Annotated in this window: 21 protein-coding genes; 10 read left to right on the top strand and 11 right to left on the bottom strand. The window is 54.1% G+C overall.

Annotated features, from left to right (window positions below; all coding sequences use genetic code 11):
* Nucleotides 1-342: 342 nt before the first annotated feature.
* The 5 genes from astE to On2M_RS13960 are packed head-to-tail and all read right to left on the bottom strand — an operon-like array spanning nucleotide 343 to nucleotide 6367.
* Complete coding sequence (astE, locus tag On2M_RS13980; RefSeq protein ID WP_151219003.1) at nucleotides 343-1308, bottom strand: succinylglutamate desuccinylase; 966 nt, start codon at nucleotides 1306-1308, stop codon at nucleotides 343-345.
* Nucleotides 1301-2644, bottom strand: a complete 1344-nt coding sequence (gene astB, locus On2M_RS13975; protein ID WP_210904992.1) for an N-succinylarginine dihydrolase — start codon at nucleotides 2642-2644, stop codon at nucleotides 1301-1303. The genes astE and astB overlap by 8 nt, the downstream gene beginning before the upstream one ends.
* Nucleotides 2641-4119: a succinylglutamate-semialdehyde dehydrogenase gene (astD, locus tag On2M_RS13970; protein WP_210904991.1), complete on the bottom strand. Its 1479-nt coding sequence runs from the start codon at nucleotides 4117-4119 to the stop codon at nucleotides 2641-2643. The genes astB and astD overlap by 4 nt, the downstream gene beginning before the upstream one ends.
* Nucleotides 4116-5150 (bottom strand): arginine N-succinyltransferase, encoded by a 1035-nt coding sequence (astA, locus tag On2M_RS13965; RefSeq protein ID WP_079224490.1) that lies wholly within the window; start codon nucleotides 5148-5150, stop codon nucleotides 4116-4118. The genes astD and astA overlap by 4 nt, the downstream gene beginning before the upstream one ends.
* Entirely contained in the window at nucleotides 5147-6367 is a 1221-nt protein-coding gene (locus On2M_RS13960; protein WP_210904990.1) for an aspartate aminotransferase family protein, read from the bottom strand. The genes astA and On2M_RS13960 overlap by 4 nt, the downstream gene beginning before the upstream one ends.
* A gap of 444 nt (nucleotides 6368-6811) precedes the next feature.
* Here On2M_RS13960 and xthA point away from each other — a divergent pair, with 444 nt between their 5' ends.
* From xthA to On2M_RS13925, 7 genes are all read left to right on the top strand, one after another.
* Nucleotides 6812-7618: an exodeoxyribonuclease III gene (gene xthA / locus On2M_RS13955; RefSeq protein WP_043016615.1), complete on the top strand. Its 807-nt coding sequence runs from the start codon at nucleotides 6812-6814 to the stop codon at nucleotides 7616-7618.
* 223 nt (nucleotides 7619-7841) lie between these two features.
* Nucleotides 7842-8498, top strand: coding sequence for a TVP38/TMEM64 family protein (locus On2M_RS13950; RefSeq protein ID WP_210905248.1), 657 nt, complete (start codon nucleotides 7842-7844; stop codon nucleotides 8496-8498).
* The gene (locus On2M_RS13945) at nucleotides 8495-9193 is read left to right on the top strand and encodes a TVP38/TMEM64 family protein (protein ID WP_187259550.1); all 699 of its coding nucleotides are present in this window, start codon (nucleotides 8495-8497) and stop codon (nucleotides 9191-9193) included. The genes On2M_RS13950 and On2M_RS13945 overlap by 4 nt, the downstream gene beginning before the upstream one ends.
* Nucleotides 9194-9224: 31 nt before the next feature.
* Complete coding sequence (locus tag On2M_RS13940) at nucleotides 9225-10394, top strand: ABC transporter substrate-binding protein (RefSeq protein WP_151219104.1); 1170 nt, start codon at nucleotides 9225-9227, stop codon at nucleotides 10392-10394.
* Nucleotides 10367-11902, top strand: coding sequence for a thiamine ABC transporter permease (locus On2M_RS13935; protein WP_210904989.1), 1536 nt, complete (start codon nucleotides 10367-10369; stop codon nucleotides 11900-11902). The genes On2M_RS13940 and On2M_RS13935 overlap by 28 nt, the downstream gene beginning before the upstream one ends.
* Nucleotides 11902-12534 carry an ATP-binding cassette domain-containing protein gene (locus On2M_RS13930; RefSeq protein ID WP_151218997.1) on the top strand — a complete coding sequence of 211 codons (633 nt, stop codon included), beginning with the start codon at nucleotides 11902-11904 and terminating at the stop codon, nucleotides 12532-12534. The genes On2M_RS13935 and On2M_RS13930 overlap by 1 nt, the downstream gene beginning before the upstream one ends.
* 87 nt (nucleotides 12535-12621) lie before the next feature.
* Entirely contained in the window at nucleotides 12622-13929 is a 1308-nt protein-coding gene (locus On2M_RS13925) for a sulfurtransferase (RefSeq protein WP_151218996.1), read from the top strand.
* 44 nt (nucleotides 13930-13973) lie between these two features.
* Here On2M_RS13925 and On2M_RS13920 read toward each other — a convergent pair whose 3' ends face one another.
* Both On2M_RS13920 and On2M_RS13915 read right to left on the bottom strand, forming a co-directional pair.
* Nucleotides 13974-14597, bottom strand: a complete 624-nt coding sequence (locus On2M_RS13920; RefSeq protein WP_187252557.1) for a CDP-alcohol phosphatidyltransferase family protein — start codon at nucleotides 14595-14597, stop codon at nucleotides 13974-13976.
* Entirely contained in the window at nucleotides 14590-15159 is a 570-nt protein-coding gene (locus On2M_RS13915) for a carboxymuconolactone decarboxylase family protein (RefSeq protein ID WP_187259554.1), read from the bottom strand. Before On2M_RS13915 ends, On2M_RS13920 begins: the two co-directional genes overlap by 8 nt.
* A 79-nt stretch (nucleotides 15160-15238) precedes the next feature.
* Between On2M_RS13915 and On2M_RS13910 the strand changes: the two genes are divergently transcribed.
* Nucleotides 15239-15652, top strand: a complete 414-nt coding sequence (locus On2M_RS13910) for a pyrimidine (deoxy)nucleoside triphosphate diphosphatase (protein ID WP_151225358.1) — start codon at nucleotides 15239-15241, stop codon at nucleotides 15650-15652.
* On the opposite strand, the gene On2M_RS13905 is transcribed toward On2M_RS13910, so the two are convergent.
* Nucleotides 15612-15887 carry a YnjH family protein gene (locus On2M_RS13905; protein WP_151218992.1) on the bottom strand — a complete coding sequence of 92 codons (276 nt, stop codon included), beginning with the start codon at nucleotides 15885-15887 and terminating at the stop codon, nucleotides 15612-15614. The genes On2M_RS13910 and On2M_RS13905 overlap by 41 nt on opposite strands.
* A gap of 237 nt (nucleotides 15888-16124) precedes the next feature.
* On the opposite strand from On2M_RS13905, the gene gdhA reads away from it, so the two are divergent.
* Entirely contained in the window at nucleotides 16125-17468 is a 1344-nt protein-coding gene (gene gdhA, locus On2M_RS13900; RefSeq protein ID WP_151218991.1) for an NADP-specific glutamate dehydrogenase, read from the top strand.
* A gap of 49 nt (nucleotides 17469-17517) precedes the next feature.
* Here gdhA and On2M_RS13895 read toward each other — a convergent pair whose 3' ends face one another.
* The 3 genes from On2M_RS13895 to On2M_RS13885 form a co-directional block, all read right to left on the bottom strand.
* Complete coding sequence (locus On2M_RS13895) at nucleotides 17518-19464, bottom strand: DNA topoisomerase III (protein ID WP_210905247.1); 1947 nt, start codon at nucleotides 19462-19464, stop codon at nucleotides 17518-17520.
* Nucleotides 19465-19468: 4 nt separating this feature from the next.
* Nucleotides 19469-20512 (bottom strand): selenide, water dikinase SelD, encoded by a 1044-nt coding sequence (gene selD / locus On2M_RS13890; RefSeq protein ID WP_187252559.1) that lies wholly within the window; start codon nucleotides 20510-20512, stop codon nucleotides 19469-19471.
* Between the two features lie 116 nt (nucleotides 20513-20628).
* Nucleotides 20629-21180: an NAD(P)H nitroreductase gene (locus tag On2M_RS13885; protein ID WP_151218990.1), complete on the bottom strand. Its 552-nt coding sequence runs from the start codon at nucleotides 21178-21180 to the stop codon at nucleotides 20629-20631.
* Nucleotides 21181-21354: 174 nt separating this feature from the next.
* Between On2M_RS13885 and sppA the strand changes: the two genes are divergently transcribed.
* Entirely contained in the window at nucleotides 21355-23211 is a 1857-nt protein-coding gene (sppA, locus tag On2M_RS13880) for a signal peptide peptidase SppA (RefSeq protein WP_210904988.1), read from the top strand.
* Nucleotides 23212-23254 lie beyond the last annotated feature (43 nt).

The following is a 23254-nucleotide window of genomic DNA, read 5'->3' as shown; positions in this document are numbered from 1 at the left end:
ATCCTTTCTTTCAGTTATTTTTACGACACTCATGCGACTCTTATGCAATGTGATGTCGTGTTGACGAGATTAACTTTACCGGCTTAAGCGTCAATTAATCAGAGTAACGGTAAAACAGTGAAAGTATAAAAAACAAATTTTCATCAATTATGAAGAAAAAAAGAATAAATTGCGCAGAGTTGCAATAAAAAATCACAACAGGATGATTTTGAAAGGATTATGAAGAACTATACCTGAACCCTGATTATTAAGAAAGCAATTCACCAGGAATAATCCGTAATAAATAAAAACAGCACGCAAAAATAAGCCCTTAGGAATAAACCATCAGGGCATATATATTTATCACATTTTTTGGAGCATCAACCCGGCACGTAAACCACAGGCCACACTGGGATTCGGAAAGAGAACGTATTCAACATCATGGGTGACAATAAAACGTTCATCACCGTCCTGCGCCAGCAAAGTTCCCTCTTTAAAAGGGGTAAAGTTGAGCGTCTGGTTATCCATATGAAGAATGAAATCGTCGCTACGTCGCGTGATTTGCGATACCACGCGGTAACGCAGCGGAGATGTTTTTCCTGCAGGCATTCGCTCGCCTTGCAGCAGCCTCGCCAGCGCATCCGCCGTCTGCGCAAACTGGGACAGATCGTTTTGCCCAAACGGCAGCGCTTTACCCAGTTCCAGTGTACAGGCCAGCGCGCCAAAATGTTCAGCGCTAAAATGGGTGAACGTACCGCCAGGCGTCTGATGGAACACCAGCGCCTCAAGTCCTGCATCTCCCAACCACCCCAGAAAATCTTCGTCCCAGGCAATATTTCGTTGTGGCAGCACGCCAAAACGCAGATGCTGTGAGCCGCGAATCGCGGTATGCAGATCCAGATGCCAGCGTACTGACTCTTGCGCGCGCGTATAAAAATCTTCCAGACACAGCTCAAGCTCATGGGCACGTTGCGTTTCATCACTCGCGGCGAGAACCTGCCAACGGCCGCCAAACATTCGGTTCAGGTCGCTATGGCAATACCGTTTTCCCGCCGCCAGCGCCAGTGGGTTGCCCAGAATCACCAGCAGCCGCCATGTCAGCGTCAACTCACCGCGAAACAGACTGGACAGCAATGAATCCAGGATCTCTACCGGGGCCGTTTCATTGCCGTGGATCCCCGCTGACAGCACCAGAGAATGTTCGACCGGTGCGTCCGGCGTCAGCTCCAGAATCCCGTAGCCGAGCCACTGCCATGAAAAACCGCGAGCGGTGCCCTTGGTTTGCTCGGGGGTTATCCCTGCAAGCGTTTGGGTCAGAAAATCATTCATGGTTCGACCTCTCCAGTTGGAAAGGATAAACCGAGCCGAGACTAAGCAATTGTGTCAATGTATCCAGAGCTTCACGTCCCTCGCGCAGCAGTTGCGAGTCAGCAAGGTCGGCGGCGGTAAGACGATCGCGATAGTATCGATCAACCCAGTTATTCAGCGTGTTAAACAGCGTATCGTTCATGAAAACCGCCGGATTCACGGCCTGCTGCTCCTGAGGGGTAAGCACCACTCTCAGGCGCAAACACGCCGGACCGCCGCCGTTGGACATGCTTTCACGCAGATCAAATACCCGCAGCTCATCGATCGGATTGTCTTCCTCAAGCAGACGGTTCAGATACCGCCACACGCCCGCATGCTCCCGACACTCTTGTGGCAGAACCAGCATCATCGAGCCATCATCACGACTCAATAACTGGCTGTTAAACAAATAGGTCGTCACCGCATCCTGCACCGACACTTCAGCAGCCGGGACTTCCAGCGGCGTAAAACCTGCCACCTGGCTGTGCAACTGCGTCAACAATGCCTGCTGTCTGACAAACGCCTGCTGATGACAAAACAGCACCTGGCGATTCGACACCGCAATCACATCGTTATGAAACACGCCAAGATCGATGACATCCGGATTTTGCTGGGCAAAAATACACTGATGCGGGTTGACCTGATTCAGTCGCGCGACTGCCTCACTGGCCTCACGAGATTGTCTCGCCGGATAGCGCGTCGGCTGGGACGCATTCCCTTCTTCACGACCATAAATGAATAGCTGTACGCCGGGGCCGCCGTACTCCCCGCCAAGGCGGTTATGGTTGGCCGCACCTTCATCACCGAAAAGCGCCACCTGGGGTAATGCACCATGGACCGCAAAGCGATGCTCATCACGAAAGATAGCCCTTAACAACGCTTCAGTGGTTGGCGCTTCCAGCGAACGGTGGAACTTGTTATTCAGATTCGCCACCGTCAGATGCAGTTTCCCGTCCAGCGCATCTGCTGAAGGGCAGACCGTTGCCGCATTCGCCACCCACATCGGCGATGCGGAGCTGGCACTGGAAAGCCAGTGCGGTGCCTGACGCGCCACTTTCCCCAGCACCTGTTCGTCGCTGCCGCTAAATCCCAACTGCCGTAGCACCGGAATATAAGGCCGCTCATGGGGCGGGATCACCGCCTGGGGAAATCCCGCATCCGCCAGCGCTTTCATCTTTAGCAGACCCTGTTTCGCCGCCAGACGTGGGTTCGACACCTGAAAACGGTGTTTGGTTGAGGCCTCATTACCAAATGACAATCCAGCATAGTGGTGAGTAAGCCCCACCAAACCATCAAAATTTATCTCACGGGCTTTCATCGCTTATCCTCACGAGAAAAATCCAGGCCAGGGCTTAACGCTGTTGGCAGCGTTAAGGCTGGTGATTCCAGACTTGCCATCGGCCAGGCGCAATAATCTGCGGCATACCACGCGCTGGCACGATGGTTTCCGGAAGCACCTACACCACCAAACGGCGCTGTACTCGCCGCGCCAGTTAACGGTTTGTTCCAGTTGACGATCCCTGCCCGCGCCTCCAGCAGCAGTTGATCAAACTGGCTGCGATCGGGTGAAACTAACCCACAAGACAGTCCAAAACGGGTGTTGTTCGCCATGCGAATCGCGTCATCAAAGCTGTCATAGCGCCAGACGCCAAGCAGAGGGCCAAAAACCTCTTCATCCGGTACGTTCGCCGCTCCGGTCAGTTCAATGATACCGGGAGCCAGCAGTGATGTTCCGCCTTTCACCAGACGTGGGGCTAACAGCGTACGTCCACCCAACGACTCCAGACGCTGCCAGGCATCATAAACGTGCTGCGCGGCCTGTTCGGAAATCAGCCCGCCAATAAATGGCTGCGGTTCTGCGTCCCAGTTACCGGGCATTAAACGCTGGCTGACTTCCACCAGACGTGCGAGGAACGCATCACCCTGCGCGCCTTTTTTAACTAACAGGCGACGAGCGCAGGTACAACGCTGTCCGGCGGTAACAAACGCAGATTGAATGGTCAGATGCACAGCAGCATCAATATCTTCCGGGTTCTCAATAATCAACGGGTTGTTCCCTCCCATTTCGAGGGCGAGGATTTTTTCCGGCTGACCAGATAACTGTCGATGCAGGTGATAACCAGTATTGGCGCTGCCGGTAAACAGCAGACCATCGAGGTCTTCCAGCGCGCTCAGCGCCTGCCCCGTTTCACGCCCGCCCTGTACAAGGTTCAGCACGCCCGGCGGTAATCCCGCTTGCGCCCACAGCTTTGCCACGGCTTCACCGGTCCACGGCGTCAGCTCGCTGGGTTTGAAAATCAATGTATTGCCTGCCAGCAGTGCCGGAACAATATGTCCATTAGGTAAATGACCTGGGAAGTTATATGGACCAAAAACTGCCAGCACGCCGTGTGGGCGATGGCGCAACGTTGCCGCGCCATCCGGTAATTCGCTATGCTGCTCTCCGGTGCGGGCATGGTAAGCTTTCACGGAGATAGCAATTTTATTGATCATCGCCGTCAGTTCCGTGGCGGCTTCCCAACGAGGTTTTCCGGTTTCCTGTGCGATAATCTGTGTTAGCCCGGCTTTATTGCTTTCCAGCAGAGCAGCAAATTTCTCCACAATCGCCTGACGCGCGGCAAAAGTCTGCCTTGCCCAGCTAGGAAAAGCCGTACGCGCTGCGTGGCACGCCTGCGCCACCTGAGTTGCATCGGCATCATTACCCTGCCACAGCACATCTCCACTGACAGGATTGGTTTTCACCCGACGCTCGCCGAGCCCTGTTACCCAGTCGCCGTTTATCCATAATGTCATGCTGTTTTCTCCTCTGCACAAAGACGCACAAAACGTACATGGTCGCCCGCGTGGCATTTCAGGGCATCCAGTTGTGCTGCCGTCAGCACCAGACGTTGGGTGTCCGGGTCGGCGCGAACCAACATGACACGGAAGTTTTGATAGTTTTCATTGGCGACCAGACAGGCCGGGTAATCGCCGGTTGCAGGCTGACCTTCAGCCACCTCCACCAGCCTGCTTTTACGAATAGCCCGCACGCGATCGATATCGCATTCCAGCGTCGGACCGCCATCGAAAATGTCGACATAGTTGCGGTAGCGAAATCCTTCTTTCTCCAGCACCGCCCGCGCCGGAGCGGTTTGCGGATGTACCTGACCAATCACGCTTTGCGCTTCATCAGACAGGAAATGGGTATAAATAGGATGCTTGGGCATCAGTTCAGCAATAAAGGCTTTTTGTCCGGTGCCGCAGAGAAAATCCGCCCGGCTGAATTCCATGGAGAAAAAACGTTTGCCGAGGCTTTCCCAGAAGGGGGAGTAACCGTGCTCATCGATTACGCCGCGCATCTCGGCCACCACCTTTTCATTAAACCGGTCACGAAATGCCGCCATAAACATAAAGCGCGACTTCGACAACAAATAGCCGTTGCCCTCTTTACGCCAGTCGGGATCGAGAAACAGAGAGCAAAGCTCGCTGCTACCCGTGTGATCGTTACTCAGAAACAGCGTCGGCAGCGCGTTATATACGTTCAGCTCTTTCGAGGCATGCACCAGCGTCCCAACCCGGTAGTTGTACCAGGGATCGTTAAGCCCCACCGCCACTTCGATGGCGCAAATCCCTGCCACGGTTCCACTGGCGCTGTCTTCAAGTACAAAAACATAGCCTTGCTCACTTTTCGGCAACTCACCGCGCCAGGTTTGTAGCGAGCGCTCAATACGCGCCATCAGCGTGGCTTCATTGGCCGGTAACGAGGTCAGCCCACCGCCCGTCTTACCGGCAAGCTGCATCAACGCGGTGATATCAGCACGTTCAATGGGACGAATCACCATCATGATGTACCTCCTGCTTTAATGCGTTCGCAGGCCAGCGCAAAGCGATCCAGGCCGGTAGCAACTTCTTCCTGGCTGACGTTTAACGCTGGCGCAAAACGCACCACATTCGCACCAGCAATCAGTACCATCACCCCGGCGACAGCCGCTTCTTGTGAGATAAGTTTCGCTTTACCTGCATATTCCGCATTCAGCACGCAGCCGATCAGCAGTCCAAGTCCACGAATTTCACTAAACAGTTCAAAACGCTCGTTAATGGCGCTAATACGCTCCACAAACCAGTCATGTCGCTGTTTGACTCCGTTCAACACTTCCGGCGTGTTAACAATTTCCAGCAGTTTACCCGCCACCGCAGTGGCCAGTGGGTTTCCGCCGTACGTTGTACCGTGCGTACCTACCGTCATCACACTGGCGCAATCCTCTGTCGCCAGCAGTGCGCCAATAGGGAAACCGCCGCCCAGCGCCTTTGCGGTAGTCAGCAGGTCCGGCGTAACGCCGTAATGCATATAGGCATACAGCTCGCCAGTACGGCCAACCCCGGTCTGAACTTCATCAAAAATCAGCAGCGCATTATGGCGATCGCATAATTCACGCAGCCCCTGCAGAAACGCGTTTGTTGCCGGCACCACGCCGCCTTCGCCCTGCACAGGCTCGACGATGACCGCACAGGTGCTGTCATCAATCAGTTGGCTGGCAGAATCGAGATCGTTATACACGGCATGGCGGATATCCGGTGGCAGCGGCGCGAAATCCTGTGAATAAGCAGGCTGACCACCAGCACTGACGGTAAATAGCGTGCGGCCGTGAAAAGCATTTTTAAACGCCACAATGCCGCTCTTCTGGCTACCAAAACGATCGTGAGCATATTTACGTGCCAGTTTTAACGCCGCTTCGTTGGCTTCTGCCCCTGAGTTACAGAAGAAAATGCGCTCGGCAAAGGTGGCGTCAATCAGCTTTTTCGCCAGACGCAATACCGGCTCGTTGGTGTAACCATTTCCCGTATGCCAGAATTTGCTCGCCTGGTCGTTTAATGCCTCACGCAATGCTGGATGTGCGTGGCCCAGCGCATTAACTGCAATGCCTCCCGCGAAATCGATATACTCTTTACCCTGTTGATCCCACAGACGTGAACCTTCACCCCGTACCGGAATAAAAGGGGCCGGAGCGTATACGGGCATCATCCATTCATCAAAATTTTCACGCGTAATTGACAGAGACATAGCGACCTCAACGGTAAATAAAAGGTTATTTATATGTTAATAAATATAGTGTTTGCGGTGTAAATGTAGATTGCAGGGTTCGTGCCAGCCAGCGAAAAAAGTGCATAAACGGAGGTCCAGGACGGAATATCAACAAGTTACAACGTGACGATATTCACTATATGTGCATATAAAGTGAATATGTTTGCACATCAGGCGACTAAACAGAGGAAAAAACGCAGTTTTATTCAGTCGCCAAATATAATTCTGGAATTGTGATCGTATACGAAATTTTTCGGAAATTATTGCCCCATTCCGACGCGCTTCGCGCCAAAACGGTGCAGTTTTTGCTCCATCGTTAACACCATTAGCAATCATTGTTGGAATCACGTGACAAGAAGCAGTCAGTCTGCAGAAATTCTGCTACCATCCTTGCACTATTCATCTTGCAAAGTGGCAGTGACTATGAAATTTGTCTCTTTTAATATCAACGGCCTGCGGGCCCGTCCCCATCAACTGGCAGCCATTGTCGAAAAACACCAACCGGATGTGATTGGCTTACAGGAGACAAAAGTCCACGACGATATGTTCCCTCTCGAAGAGGTGGCAAAACTCGGTTATAACGTCTTTTATCATGGCCAGAAAGGTCATTACGGCGTCGCGTTGTTAACAAAAGAAACACCAATTGCGGTGCGTCGTGGCTTCCCAGGCGATGGCGAAGAGGCGCAGCGTCGTATCATCATGGCGGAAATTCCGTCTCCTCTGGGCAGCATCACGGTGATCAACGGTTATTTCCCGCAGGGCGAAAGCCGTGACCATGAAACCAAATTCCCGGCCAAAGCCGCGTTTTATCAGAACCTGCAAAACTATCTTGAGACAGAGCTGAAGCGCGACAATCCGGTATTGATCATGGGCGATATGAATATTAGCCCAACCGATCTCGATATCGGCATTGGCGAAGAGAACCGTAAACGCTGGCTGCGTACCGGAAAATGCTCCTTCCTGCCGGAAGAGCGCGAGTGGATGGAGCGTCTGCTGGGCTGGGGTCTGGTGGATACCTACCGTCACGCCTATCCTGAAAAGAACGACCAGTTCTCGTGGTTTGATTACCGCTCAAAAGGCTTTGACGATAACCGTGGCCTGCGTATCGATCTGCTGCTGGCGAGCAACCCGCTGGCGGAGCGCTGCGAAGAAACCGGCATCGATTATGAAATTCGCAGCATGGAAAAGCCGTCCGATCATGCGCCGGTATGGGCTAAATTCCGCGTCTAATCTTTTGCGTTTTTGCACTCTCCGGGCCAGGCCTGGAGAGTGTGTTTATTTGGTGCAAAATCAATAAAGCAACGGTAATTCATTGTTGTAGTCGGAATTTTACTATATCTTCGCGCGCACTTTTCGCTGATGAAAATGCTGCATTGCACTCAGTTTTACAGGAGAACCCCCATGAAAAAGAAGTTCGCATAAAGCAGAATACCGGCTGCTGATTGTCGGGGCCCTGTTCTGCGTTCTGGCGGGTGTTTTCCATCATTACGGTCTGACCGACCTGATAACTAATTTCCATCATTTACAAGACGTCATCCGCCAGAGCGGCATATTCGGCTATACGCTTTTTATCCTGCTGTTTATTCTCGCGGCGTTGTGTCTCATCCCAGGCAGCATCCTGGTGATCGTTGGCGGTGTGCTGTTTGGCCCCGTGACCGGGACGGTTATCTCATTAGTGGCGGCAACTGTGGCTTCATCGCTGTCTTTTTTGCTGGCTCGCTGGCTGGGCCGGGAACTGCTGCAAAAATACGCTGGGCATACGGCAATGTTTCAGGCTATCGAAAAAGGCATTGCCCATAGCGGAGTTGACTTTCTTATCCTCACCCGCCTCGTGCCGCTGTTCCCTTATAACATTCAAAACTACGCCTATGGGCTGACGGCCATTCCGTTCTGGTCATTTACCGTGATATCTGCTGTAACCACCTTACCTGGCATCTTTATCTATACGCTGATGTCGCACGAACTGGCCAGCGAAGGAATTAGTTGGACATTTATCGGTGAGCTCAGCGTTGCGGGGCTGGCGCTTTTTGTCCTCGTACAGGCTGCCAAAGCCTGGGCTCGTTATAAGCATGTCGATCCATCAGCTCCTCACGAGTGCGCAGATAAATGATAAAACGACGCATCCATTTCTACCGGGCAGGAGTGATTATCCTGTTGCTGCTCGCGCTGATGGCGTGGGCGTGGATACCTGGTGTGAGCGATTTTCTCCGCGCCAGCCTGGCGGCATTTGCCACGCTCGATCAGCATGCCATTGAGAATTTCATTCGTTCTTACGGAACTCAGGCGGCGGTTGTTTCTTTCTTCCTGATGCTCTTACAGGCCATCGTCGCCCCCCTTCCGGCCTTTGTGATCACCTTTGCCAACGCCTCGCTGTTTGGCGCATTTTGGGGCGGCGTACTGTCCTGGTGCAGCGCGATGACCGGCGCGGCGCTGTGCTTTTTTATTGCTCGCGTTTTAGGCCGTGGCGCGGTGGAGAAACTGACCGGAAAAACGGTGTTGAACAACATGGACGCTTTTTTCGAGCGCTATGGCAAGCACACCATTCTTGTCTGTCGCCTGTTACCTTTTGTACCGTTCGATCCGGTAAGCTACGCAGCAGGCCTGACCTCGATTCGGTTTCGCCATTTTTTCATTGCCACCGGCATCGGCCAGTTACCCGCCACTATCGTCTATTCATGGGCGGGTAGCCTGTTAACCGGCGGTACATTTTGGTTTGTAACCGGCCTGTTCATCCTGTTCGCCCTGAGCGTGATGATTTCAGTGGCGAGAAGCCTGTATCTTGAACATCAACGAAAAAAAACCTGAGAATTCCCCCATTTTTAGCAATGGAGATACTATGCGTTACTGCTTATTGTGCCTGAGTTTATTGCTCTGTCCGCTGGCGACGTTTGCCCAGGATGCCGACTGGCAGCAAATCAAAAATGACGCCCGCGGTCAGACGGTGTGGTTCAATGCCTGGGGTGGCGACAACGCAGTTAACCAGTATCTCGACTGGGTTAGCGGCGAGATGAAAACACACTATGCCATAAACCTGAAAATCGTACGTCTCGCAGATGCCGCCGACGCGGTAAAACGCATTCAGACTGAAGCTGCATCCGGGCGAAAAACCGGGGGGTCTGTCGATTTACTGTGGGTAAACGGCGAAAATTTTCGTACGCTGAAAGAAGCCGGGCTGCTGCAAACCCAGTGGGCGCAAACGTTGCCTAACTGGCGCTATGTTGATACCCAAAAACCGGTGAGCGAAGATTTCTCCGTTCCAACCGAGGGGGCTGAATCCCCCTGGGGTGGCGCACAGCTAACCTTCATCGCGAGGCGCGATCTCACCGCGCAGCCACCGCAATCCCCACAGGCGCTGCTAGAATTTGCCCAGGCGCATCCTGGCACGGTGACCTATCCGCGTCCACCAGACTTTACCGGCACGGCGTTTCTGGAGCAGTTGTTAATTTCGCTCACCACGCAACCACAAGCGCTTAAAATCGCACCAGATACAGCCACATTCGCCGACGTTACCGCGCCATTGTGGCATTATCTTGATACACTGCACCCTGTACTGTGGCGTGAAGGTAAAGACTTTCCGCCCTCGCCTGCACGAATGGATGCGCTACTCAATTCTGGAACCCTGCGTTTATCATTGACCTTTAACCCTGCCCACGCGCAGCAAAAAGTAGCCAGCGGCGAATTGCCTAAAAGCAGCTACAGTTTTGGTTTCTCACAGGGCATGCTCGGCAACGTGCACTTTGTTGCCATTCCGGCGAATGCCCGCGCCAGTGCAGGAGCAAAAGTCGTGGCAAACTTCCTGCTTTCGCCCGAAGCACAACTGCGTAAAGCCGACTCAACTGTCTGGGGAGATCCTTCGGTGCTTGATCCACAAAAATTGCCCGTCGAACAACGTGATGCACTGCTGGCACGGATCCCGCAAGGACTTCCCGCCGTGCTGCCAGAACCGCATGCCGCCTGGGTAAACGCTCTGGAACAAGAATGGCTACGCCGCTACGGTACGCATTAATTTTGCTACTCTGGGCCATCATGGTGGCAGTTTATCTGCCGCTGGCGCCAGCGGTTTTCTCTCTGATAGTGCCAGCCCTTAGTCTGACCCATTGGCTGGCGCTCTTTGCCGACCCTCAACTTGCGCAGGCATTACTGGCGACGCTTGTTTCCACAGGACTCGCTGCCGGCGGCGCACTGATCATTGCACTACTGGCAATCCTCGCCTTATGGCCCGGCGCTGGCTGGGCGCGTCTGTGCTCGCGCCTTCCGTGGCTGCTGGCGATTCCGCACGTTGCCTTCGCCACCAGCGCGCTGTTGATTTTTGCTGAAGGCGGTAAAATCTGGCAATGGCTCCCGTTCCTCAGCCCACAGCCAGACCGTTACGGCATTGGACTTGGCGTGACGCTGGCGGTGAAAGAAAGCGCCTTTTTGTTATGGTTCCTCTCAGCCCAACTGAGCGAAAAACACCTTTCGCAGCAGGTTATCGTTCTGGATTCGCTGGGCTACAGCCGACTGCAATGCCTGAACTGGCTAATCCTGCCTTCAATCGCCCCTGCCTCAGGTAAAGCGATGCTGGCGATTGTCGCCTGGTCACTCTCCGTTGTGGATGTGGCAATCGTTCTTGGCCCCGGAAATCCGCCAACGCTTGCCGTATTGAGCTGGCAATGGCTCAGTCAGGGCGATGCCGGGCAGCAGGCGAAAGGCGCGCTCGCCAGCCTGTTGCTGGTGCTGTTGCTCCTCATCATCGCGCTGGCAGGGTATCTGTTGTGGCGCGCCTGGCGACGCACCATTCCCGCAGTAACCGGTGAACGCCTGCGTTTTCCATCCTGTACAACCGAACGTTCGTTAGTACAACTTTTACCCCTTAGCGGTATGGTATCCGCGCTGGTTCTGGCGCTGCTCGCCAGCTATTCATCGCTAAATAGCGAGGCGCTCAGCAATAGTCTGCAACTGGGACTTGTCTCCAGCCTGCTGGCACTGCTAATACTTTTTGCCTGGCTGGAATGGGGGCCGCAAACCGGACACCGTTGGGTCTGGCTACCGCTGATTTTGCCCGCACTACCGCTGGTAACCGGACAATATCTGCTGGCGTTATATGCCGGACAGGATGGACTGATGATGACCATTATCTGGGGCCACCTGCTGTGGGTGATGCCCTGGATGCTATTTGTGCTTAAACCGGCCTGGCAGCGCATTGACCCGCGATTGATTTTGATTGCGCAAACGCTGGGCTGGACACGGATCCGCATATTCTGGCAGGTAAAATGTCCCCTACTGGCTCGCCCGGCGCTGATTGCCTTCGCGGTAGGATTCTCTGTCAGTATCGCCCAGTATATGCCGACGCAGTGGTTAGGTGCCGGGCGCTTTCCCACGTTAACCACCGAAGCGGTCGCATTAAGCAGCGGCGGTAGCACTGCTATTCTGGCAACCCAGGCGCTATGGCAACTTCTGTTGCCACTCACCATTTTCGCCCTGGTCGCATTTCTCGCTGCATGGATTGGCCGCTTTCGACAAGGACTCCGCTAATGCTCATTGTGCAAAACGTTTCGTTGTACCAGGGTGCGACTGCGCTGCTGAAGAACGTTACCTTTCAGGTTGATAAAAGTGACATTGTCACAATTATGGGTTCTTCCGGTAGCGGAAAGTCTTCGTTATTTTCGTGGATGGTCGGGGCGTTGTCGCCGCAGTTTCAGGCATCAGGCGAGCTGTGGCTCAACGAACGACGCGTTGACGCGCTGCCTACGGCGCAGCGCCAGATTGGCATTCTGTTCCAGGATGCGTTGTTGTTTGACCATTTCAGCGTTGGGCAGAATTTACTGCTGGCTCTGCCCGCCAGTCTGCAAGGACCAGCCAGACGACACGCGGTGGAAAGCGCTCTCGCACGTGCGGACCTGGCCGGTTTTTATTCGCGCGATCCGGCGTCGCTCTCCGGCGGACAACGCTCGCGTGTCGCCCTGCTCCGCGCGCTACTGGCTCAGCCCCAGGCACTGTTACTTGATGAACCCTTTAGTCGGCTGGACGCGTCGCTGCGTGATACCTTTCGTCAGTGGGTCTTTACCGAGGTACGTAAGCAGGGTATTCCAGTGGTGCAGGTTACCCATGACGCGCAGGATGTCCCGCCAGCAGGTCGTGTATTACAGATGGAAAACTGGGCGTGAATGTGGCGATATGCTGCGTTAACGCAAGGTTTTTACTTAACCGGCGGCACAGAATGTCGTCCTCTTTTTTCAACGTCGGGCTATTCGATGAAACGTGTTTCTCAAATGACCGCGCTGGCACTTGCTTTAGGGCTCGCTTGCGCTTCCTCCTGGGCTGCTGAAACAGCACAGACGCTCACCCTCGACCAGTTACACCAAAAGCAAGGCGCGGCGATCGATACCCGTCAGAGCGCTTTTTACAACGGCTGGCCGCAGTCGCTTAATGGCCCTTCAGGACACGAACCTTCCGCTCTGAACCTGTCTGCTGCCTGGCTCGACAAGATGAATGATGAACAACTCAGCGCCTGGGTTAAGTCACATCAACTCAGCACCGATGCGCCGGTGGCGCTGTATGGCAGCGATAACGACATGCAGGCTGTCAAATCCCGCCTGCAAAAAGTTGGCTTTAACCATATCTCTACCCTCAGCGATGCGCTTACGGACCCTGCCCGCCTGCAACGTCTGCCGCACTTCGAACAGTTGGTGTACCCGCAGTGGCTTCACGACCTGCAGCAGGGTAAAAACGTAACCGCTAAACCAGCGGGTGACTGGAAAGTGATTGAGGCCGCCTGGGGCGCACCGAAGTTGTATCTGCTGAGCCATATCCCCGGTGCGGGCTACATTGATACCAACGAAGTCGAAAGCGAACCGCTGTGGAACAAAGTGTCAGACGACCAGCTCAAAGCGATGCTGGCGAAGCACGGCATCCGCCATGACACCACGGTGATTTTATACGGCCGTGATGTCTATGCCGCCGCGCGCGTGGCGCAAATTATGCTGTATGCAGGCGTAAAAGATGTTCGTCTGCTCGACGGCGGCTGGCAAACCTGGTCCGACGCAGGTTTACCGGTTGAACGCGGCACTGCGCCATCGGTGAAACCAGAACCTGATTTCGGCGTGACCATTCCCGCCCAGCCGCAGTTGATGCTGGATATGGAACAGGCTCGCGGCCTGCTGCATCGCCAGGATGCGTCTTTGGTGAGCATTCGTTCATGGCCGGAATTTGTCGGTACCACCAGCGGCTATAGCTACATTAAGCCAAAAGGTGAGATCGCAGGCGCACGTTGGGGCCACGCGGGCAGTGATTCCACCCACATGGAAGATTTCCATAACCCGGATGGCACCATGCGCAGTGCGGATGACATCGCCGCCATGTGGAAGCAATGGAATATCCTGCCACAGCAGCAGGTCTCGTTCTATTGCGGTACCGGCTGGCGTGCTTCGGAAACATTTATGTACGCCCGCGCGATGGGTTGGAAAAACGTCTCAGTCTACGACGGCGGCTGGTATGAGTGGAGCAGCAATCCCAAAAATCCGGTTGCCAGCGGTGAACGGGGTCCTGAAACCAGCAAGTAAGGCTGTCATTATTGCCGGATAAGCGCATCCGGCAACGCAATACGCTACGCCTGACGCTGGACCGCTTTCAGTGTCAGGTATCCGCTCCAGATCCGGGTAAACGTCGTCATCCAGCACAGTGCGCCAAAGACCCACGCCATCATGGCAAAATATTCCGGGAACAGACACCCCAACACAAACAGCATAATCGTCTCGGTACCTTCGGTCAGCCCCCCCAAATAATAAAACGATTTATGCGCGTACCCCGGGTTATCAATTTGATGTTTCGCCGCCAGCGCGGCAAAGGCCAGAAAGCTGCTGCCGGTTCCCATAAAGGCGAACAGTAGCCAGCCACCAGCCAGCGAGTTAGCCGCCGGATCGGCGAGCATAAAACCGAATGGTACCAGGGCGTAAAACAGAAAATCGAGCGAGATATCAAGAAATCCTCCCGCGTCGGTTAGCCCTCTGCGCCGCGCCAGCGCCCCATCCAGCCCATCAAAAAGCCGATTAAGCACAATCGCCGCCAACGCTGCCAGATACCAGCCTAACGCCAGAAATGGCAAGGCCAACACGCCAATAGCAAAACCGACCAGCGTAAGCCCGTCCGGCGTAATCGCAGGCTTATCAATAATGCCCACGCAGCGATGCAAAAGCGGTTTTAATCGCGGATGAAGATGACGATCAAGCATGCGGGCGTCCTTTAAGGCTGTCGCACAGCCCCTGGGAAGGGATCTCGAGAGCGGCATTAAAACGCGCCGAGAGATTTTGAAACGCAATCAACGCGGTCATTTCAGTAATGGCGTCCTCGGTAAAATGCTGCTTCATCTGCGCTTTAAGCGCAGCGTCAACCTGTGGAGGCGTAGCGGTGACCGCATCAGCATAGGCCAGCGCTACGCGCTCTTCTGTGTTAAATAGCGTCGATTCTTGCCAGTTGGCAACCTGTAAGACTTTATCCAACGCGCCACAGCGTTCAGCCAACCGTAAACTGTTGGCATCAACGCAGAAAGCGCAGTGGCACACCTGAGAAACGCGGGTCATCAACAGCGCGCGCATCACCGGCGTTAAACGTGCTTTTTTACGCTCCAGAAATCCGACAAACAGCGCCACCAGCCAGAACAGAAACGGCATCCGCCCCCACCAGCGAGTAGGATGCAATACATCGCCATAATGCTTTTTCTGCGTAGCAACGAGCGGTTTTAAACTGGAAGGGATACGCGTTAACGGTTTTACCCACGACTGAGGATCATTCAACGGTTGCTCCTGAATACTTTAGATAAAACAAAGATAACGATAGTATGTCATTTTCTGTCATTAGATCTTGATGAATATAATGAAAACCCTCGACGTGGTCGCCGCTATTATTGAACGTGATGGCAAAATTTTACTGGCTCAACGTCCGCAGCATACGGATCAGTCAGGGATGTGGGAGTTTGCGGGCGGCAAGGTTGAATCGGGCGAAAATCAACCCGAGGCGCTGATCCGTGAATTGCGTGAAGAGTTGGGCATTGAGGCGGTCGTGGGTCGCTACATTGCCAGCCATCAACGCGAAGTTTCGGGCCGACTGATTCACTTACATGCCTGGCATGTACCGTCATATCAGGGGGAACTGAAAGCGTATGAACATCAGGATATCGTCTGGTGTTCACCCGAAGAGGCGCTGCGTTATCCGCTGGCGCCTGCTGATATCCCACTACTGGAAGCGTTTATTCTTTTACGCGACGCCAGACCAGCGGATTTGTGCTGATCGTTTTTTCATCGCGTTGGCACTGAAGCAAAACGCCGTCCGCTTTAATCACTGCCCCTTCTGAGTAGTTTTGATCCTGATAAATACAGCACTGACTACAGGGTTGCGCCCGCTGACCGCTGGAGCTAAACACTTCCGGCGGTACATTCACCTGCACGTCCGGGCGATAAAGCTGATTTGCCAGCGTCGCGCTGGACACCAGGGCCAACACGCCTGCCACGATTAAACGGCGCATATTCTTTCCTTTTTAACTGACAATTATGCTCAGTATAACGGTATAAATCGGCAGAAACTTTAGCCTCTTCGATCATCGCTTTTAGTTATGACCCACGACGCAATATTAATTTACTTAGCGGGGTTAATTTTTTCTTGCGTCGCGTCACAGTGCTGATGGTATAGTCAAAAACTGCACAACACTTAACACAAAAATCAAAAATATAACCATATCAATACATAAGAGGTTCTTATATCTATGGATCAGACATGTTCTCTGGAGTCATTCCTTAACCATGTGCAAAAGCGCGACCCGAATCAGACCGAGTTCGCGCAAGCCGTTCGTGAGGTGATGACCACGCTATGGCCTTTCCTTGAACAAAACCCGCGTTATCGCCAGATGTCATTGCTGGAGCGTCTGGTTGAACCGGAGCGCGTAATCCAGTTCCGTGTAGTCTGGCTGGACGACCGCAATCAGGTGCAGGTCAACCGCGCATGGCGCGTGCAGTTTAGTTCTGCCATTGGCCCATACAAAGGCGGTATGCGTTTCCACCCTTCCGTGAACCTGTCGATCCTGAAATTCCTTGGCTTCGAGCAGACGTTTAAGAATGCCCTCACCACGCTACCAATGGGCGGAGGTAAAGGCGGGAGCGATTTCGATCCAAAAGGGAAAAGTGAAGGCGAAATCATGCGTTTCTGCCAGGCGCTGATGACCGAACTGTTCCGCCATTTAGGTCCCGATACAGATGTTCCGGCGGGCGATATCGGTGTGGGCGGCCGTGAAGTCGGCTTTATGGCCGGGATGATGAAAAAACTCTCCAACAACAGCGCCTGCGTCTTTACCGGTAAAGGTCTCTCTTTCGGCGGCAGTCTGATTCGCCCGGAAGCGACCGGCTACGGTCTGGTGTATTTCACCGAAGCGATGCTCAAACGCCATGGTCTGGGCTTTGAAGGTATGCGCGTAGCGGTTTCTGGCTCCGGTAACGTAGCCCAATTCGCCATTGAGAAAGCCATGGAGTTTGGCGCGCGGGTGGTTACCGCCTCCGATTCCAGCGGTACTGTGGTCGATGAAAGCGGATTTACCAAAGAAAAACTGGCGCGGCTGTGCGCAATCAAAGACAGCCGCGACGGTCGCGTAGCAGATTATGCCCGTGAGTTTGGCCTGACCTACCTGGAAGGCAAACAACCGTGGTCAGTTCCGGTCGACATCGCCCTACCGTGTGCCACGCAGAACGAACTCGATGTGGAAGCCGCGCAAATGCTTATCGCCAACGGCGTCAAGGCCGTGGCTGAAGGCGCGAACATGCCGACCACCATCGAAGCCACCGACCAGTTCCTCGAAGCGGGCGTACTGTTTGCGCCGGGTAAAGCCGCCAATGCCGGTGGCGTCGCCACATCCGGTCTGGAAATGGCGCAGAACGCCGCACGTCTGGGCTGGAAAGCGGAGAAAGTGGATGCGCGCCTGCACCACATCATGCTGGATATTCACCATGCCTGCGTTGAGTACGGCGGCGAAAGCAAGCAAACCAACTACGTACGTGGCGCCAACATCGCGGGCTTCGTGAAAGTTGCCGACGCGATGCTGGGCCAGGGAGTGATCTAATTCATTCCGTACGCCGGATGCGGCACACGTGCCTTATCCGACCTGGAAACTACACGCCCGCCTCTTCAGATGGCGGGCTTTTTTTCGCCGGGCGTTTACGCGGCGCACTCTTTTTCTTATCGCCACCACCACCGTCCGGTGCAGCAATTCCACGAAAGCGTCGTACCGGTGTGCTGCGCGCCTGATCGATAAGCTGATACAGCGTTCCCACCAACGGTTGCATAAAGTCCTGATAACGACACTGCTTTTCACTGATTTGGGTCAGGATAGATTCCCAGTGCGCGGTCATATCCGGACGCGTCGCCATTTCAGGTAGTGAGTGAAATAGCGCTTTTCCGGCATCGGTGGAATGGATATAACGCCCTTTCTTCACCAGAAAACCACGTTTAAACAGCAGCTCGATAATCCCGGCGCGTGTGGCTTCCGTTCCCAGGCCATCCGTTGCACGCAGGATCTTTTTCAGATCTTTGTCTTGCACAAAGCGCGCAATCCCGGTCATTGCTGACAGTAGCGTGGCATCGGTAAAGTGTCGTGGCGGTTGAGTCTGGCGTTCAACCACTTCGCCTTTTTCACACAGCAACTCGTCGTCTTTTGCCACCACCGGCAACGGCGTCCCGTCGTTATCTTCGTCGCGCTCTTTGTTGCCAAGCAGCGTGCGCCATCCGGCTTCCGCCAGAAAACGTGCTTTGGCGACAAACTTGCCTTTGGCGATATCCAGCTCAATAACGCACTTCCTGAATACCGCATCCGCGCAAAATTGCATCAGATACTGACGGGCAATCAGGTTGTAGATTTTCGCTTCGTTGTCATTCAGGTTGATGGACGAAGTGCGTGCGGTAGGAATGATGGCGTGGTGCGCATCCACTTTTTTATCGTCCCAACAGCGGTTTCGCGTATCTGGATTGACCGCCGGTTGTGGGAGCAGATCCGGCGCATGAACGCTAATCGCGTTCAACACCGCGTGACGTCCGGCAAAGTGTTCTTCCGGCAGATAGCGGCTATCCGAACGCGGATAGGTAATCAGCTTATGGGTTTCATACAGCTTCTGACAGATATCCAGAACGTTTTGGGCGCTTAAGCCAAAGCGTTTCGCCGCTTCAATCTGCAATGCCGACAGCGAGAACGGCAGCGGCGCAGATTCTGATTCCCGTTTATCGTTATAGCTGGTGACTATCGCTGGCTGACCGTTAATGCGGTTTACCACGTGTTCAGCCAGCGTGCGATTCAGCAAGCGCCCTTCTTCATCCTGATACGACTCACACGCTTCGCTCGGCTGCCAGATAGCGGTAAACCGCTCATCAGCAGGCGTCACGATATGCGCCTTTACCTCAAAGAAGTCTTTGGCGACAAAGTTTTCAATCTCTTCATCGCGACGCACCACCAGGCCGAGCACTGGCGTCTGTACGCGTCCGACCGAAAGTACGCCCTGATAACCCGCATTACGCCCAAGAATGGTGTAAGCGCGCGTCATATTGATGCCGTACAGCCAGTCGGCACGCGCACGCGCCAGCGCCGAGACGCACAGCGGAATAAACTCACTGTTGGCGCGCAGACGCTCAATAGCCCGCTCCACAGCCTGCGGGTTAAGGTCGTTAATCAGGCAACGTTGCACCTGCTGGCGCTTTTCAGGCGCCAGTTGCAGGTAATCCAGCACTTCATCCACCAGCAGTTGCCCCTCACGATCGGGGTCACCTGCGTGAATGACTTCACTGGCCTCATGCAAAAAACGCTTAATGACGTTAAGTTGCTTGGTCACTGAGGGACGCGGCTGCAGTTGCCACTTTTCCGGGACAATCGGCAGATCGACCAGACTCCAGCGAGCATAGCGACTGTCGTAGGCGTCTGGCTGCGCCTGCTCAAGCAGGTGACCGATGCACCAGGTCACCACTTGTCCGTTTCCGCATTCAATAAAGCCGTCACCTTTGCGATGTGGCTTTGGCAACACATCGGCGATAGCGCGCGCCAGACTCGGTTTTTCGGCAATAAACAACCGCATCGAGTTAACGGATCTCAACCATGGCGCGACCGCCACGAGCTTCCACTAACTCACCAATCGCGGTGAGGTCGATGCCAAACTGCGCCGCTGCCGCTTTAACTTCAGCCTCAGCTTCCGGCGTTACCGCCAGTAGCAAACCGCCGGAGGTTTGCGGATCGCAGAGCAGATCGCGTACCGACTGCGGCATTTCACCCATCAGGTGGCCGTAGCTGGCAAAGTTACGCTGGGTGCCACCCGGCACTGCGCCCAGTGCAATGTACTCTTCAACACCGGGAAGCTTAGGAATATCCTGGTAGACGATCTGCGCCTGAATGCCGGCCCCCTGACACATCTCACTCAGATGTCCCAGCAGACCAAAACCAGTAACGTCGGTCATGGCTTTCACGCCGTCTATGTCGGCGAATGCCGCACCAGCAATGTTCATCTGGCACATCACTTCCGTCGCCAGTCCTTTGTGTTCGTCCTTCAGCAGTGATTTTTTTTCTGCGGTAGTCAGGACGCCAATCCCCAGCGGCTTGGTCAAGAACAGTTTGCATCCTGCCTCGGCGGTGCTGTTTTTCTTCACACGTTCGGTCGGGACAATGCCGGTTACCGCCAGACCAAAGATAGGCTCAGGGGCATCAATAGAGTGACCGCCCGCCAGCGCGATACCCGCCTGACGGCAGGCAAAGCGCCCACCTTCGGTGACTTCGCGGGCGATTTCCGGCGCCAGCTTATCAAGCGGCCAGCCAAGAATAGCAATTGCCATAATCGGTTTGCCGCCCATGGCGAAAATATCGCTGATGGCGTTAGTGGCGGCAATACGCCCAAAATCAAACGGATTATCGACAATCGGCATAAAAAAATCGGTGGTACTGATTACGCTGGTACCGTTCCCCAGATCGTATACCGCCGCGTCATCGCGTGTTTCATTACCCACCAGTAAGTTCGGATCAACAAACTTCGCCTGCTCACTGTGCAGGATGGTTTCCAGTACTTTGGGGGAAATTTTACAACCGCAACCGGCTCCGTGGCTGTATTGCGTTAAACGAATAGCTTGCTCGCTCATGGACATCTCCTGTCAGTGCAATCCGGATATGGTAGCGCTCATTCCATGATGTGGTAAGAGTGACTGTCTGAATTCGGGTCTCTTTGCTCATAATCCAGACAGTTTTGCCGTTGTTATCAGAAATAACGGACGAATGCGCTCGGATCGGCCAGGTTAATCGTCGTGGAGGCTTTGAGCTGCGGTGTGCCCAGATAGAGGAAACCGACGATTTTATCCTGTGGACGACAGTCGAATGCTTCGCGAACAACCGCACTTTCGGTTAATGCACCGCTGCGCCAGATACCGCCAAAGCCCTGGGCAACTGCCGCCATCTGCATGGCCATTACTGCACAACCGGCAGACATTTCCTGTTCCCACAGCGGAACCTTGTCGTTTTCTTCACATTTCGCCACCACGGTAATAATCAGCGGCGCGCGAAACGGTGCGCTGCGCGCTTTTTCCTGAGCTTTTTCATCGCTACCTGCGGCAATCGCGCCTTTCTCAAGTACGGCGCTAAAGCGTTCACGCCCTTCTCCCTCAATGACATAGAATTGCCACGGTTGCAGCGTTTTGTGGTCCGGGGCGCGCATTCCCGCCCGCAGAATATTTTGCAGTTGCTCTCCTGTCGGGGCTGGCTCGACGAGACGAGAAGCGCTACGACGGGTGATAAGTAATTCGAGTGCATCCATTTGCTTAACTCCAACAATGAAATTTGTTCACAAAATTAACACGTGAGCGGATTTTGTTACAGCACAGGCGGCGATTCCTGCTGACAAGTGCCTGTCGGGTCATTACGATAGCCTCATCTTAACGCCTTTCTCCGGAATTTCGGGTGGCGTGTTGTTAATCGGTAGGGAGAATACATGCGAACCCTGTGGCGATTTATTGCCGGATTTTTTAAATGGACATGGCGATTACTCAATTTCGTCCGTGAATTTGTGCTTAACCTGTTCTTCATCTTTTTGGTGCTGGTTGGTGTGGGCATCTGGATGCAGGTCAGTAGCAGCAACACCAGCGAACATGCTGAGCGAGGCGCACTGCTGCTGGATATCTCGGGCGTGATTGTTGATAAGCCCTCGAGTACCAGTCGCTTAAGCGTTATTGGCCGTCAGTTGTTTGGCGCCAGTTCCGATCGTCTGCAGGAAAACTCCCTGTTCGATATCGTGAATACCATTCGCCAGGCGAAAGATGACCGCAACATCACCGGTATCGTGATGGACCTGAAAAACTTTGCCGGGGCCGATCAGCCGTCCATGCAGTATATCGGCAAAGCGCTACGGGAATTCCGCGATAGCGGTAAACCGGTCTTTGCCGTGGGCGATAACTTCAGCCAGGGGCAGTATTATCTCGCCAGTTTTGCCAACAAAATTTACCTCTCTCCACAAGGTTCCGTTGATCTGCACGGCTTTGCCACCAACGGCCTGTACTACAAATCCTTGCTCGACAAGCTGAAAGTTTCCACACACGTGTTCCGCGTCGGAACCTATAAGTCTGCCGTCGAGCCATTTATCCGCGATGATATGTCTCCTGCCGCGCGTGAAGCAGACAGCCGCTGGATCGGTGAGCTGTGGCAGAACTATCTCGACACGGTCGCCGCCAACCGCCAAATCCCTGCGCAACAGGTGTTCCCCGGCGCGCAGGCCATGCTGGACGGTTTGACGAAAGTCGATGGTGATACCGCGAAATATGCGCTCGACAACAAACTGGTGGATGCACTCGCCTCCAGCGCTGAAGTCGAAAAAATGCTGACCAAACAGTTTGGCTGGAGCAAAGCGGATAAAAACTACCGCGCCATCAGCTATTACGATTACACGCTGAAAACCCCGGCCGACACTGGCGACAGTATTGGCGTTATCTTCGCCAATGGCGCGATTATGGACGGTGAAGAAACGCCTGGGAATGTGGGCGGTGACACCACTGCCGCACAAATCCGTGAAGCGCGTCTTGATCCGAAAGTGAAAGCCATTGTTCTGCGCGTTAACAGCCCTGGTGGCAGCGTGAGCGCCTCTGAAGTGATCCGTGCTGAGCTGGCTGCGGCAAAAGCGGCGGGTAAACCGGTTGTGGTGTCCATGGGCGGCATGGCAGCCTCCGGTGGGTACTGGATCTCCACGCCAGCCAACTACATTGTGGCGAACCCCAGCACTCTGACCGGTTCAATCGGCATCTTTGGTGTGATCAATACCGTTGAAAATAGCCTGGACTTTATCGGCGTACATACTGACGGCGTAGCGACCTCCCCGCTGGCCGATATCTCCGTCACCAAAGCATTACCGCCGGAAGTGCAGCAGATGATGCAACTGAGCATTGAGAACGGCTACAAGCGCTTTATCACGCTGGTCGCAGATGCGCGTAAGACAACGCCTGAGCAGATTGACAAAATCGCCCAGGGCCACGTCTGGACCGGTCAGGATGCGAAGGCCAACGGTCTGGTAGATAGCCTCGGTGATTTTGACGACGCCATCGCGAAAGCGGCTGAGCTTGGCAAACTGAAACAGTGGCACATTGAGTATTATCAGGACGAACCAACATTCGTTGATATGGTGATGAACAGCATGTCAGGCTCCGTTCGTGCCATGTTACCTGACACCATACAGGCTATGCTCCCGCCACCGCTGGCCTCTGCGGCCAGTGCAGTAAAAGCCGAAAGCGATAAGCTGGCCGCATTCAACGATCCGCAAAACCGCTATGCGTTTTGCCTGACCTGCGCCAACGTTCGCTAACTATTGACCCCTCTTCGGGATGAAGAGGGGTTTTCTTTGAGAC

The organism is Citrobacter sp. On2M (genome assembly GCF_018035235.1).
Lineage (GTDB): Bacteria > Pseudomonadota > Gammaproteobacteria > Enterobacterales > Enterobacteriaceae > Citrobacter > Citrobacter meridianamericanus.
This window is presented reverse-complemented; position numbering and strand designations above follow the sequence as displayed.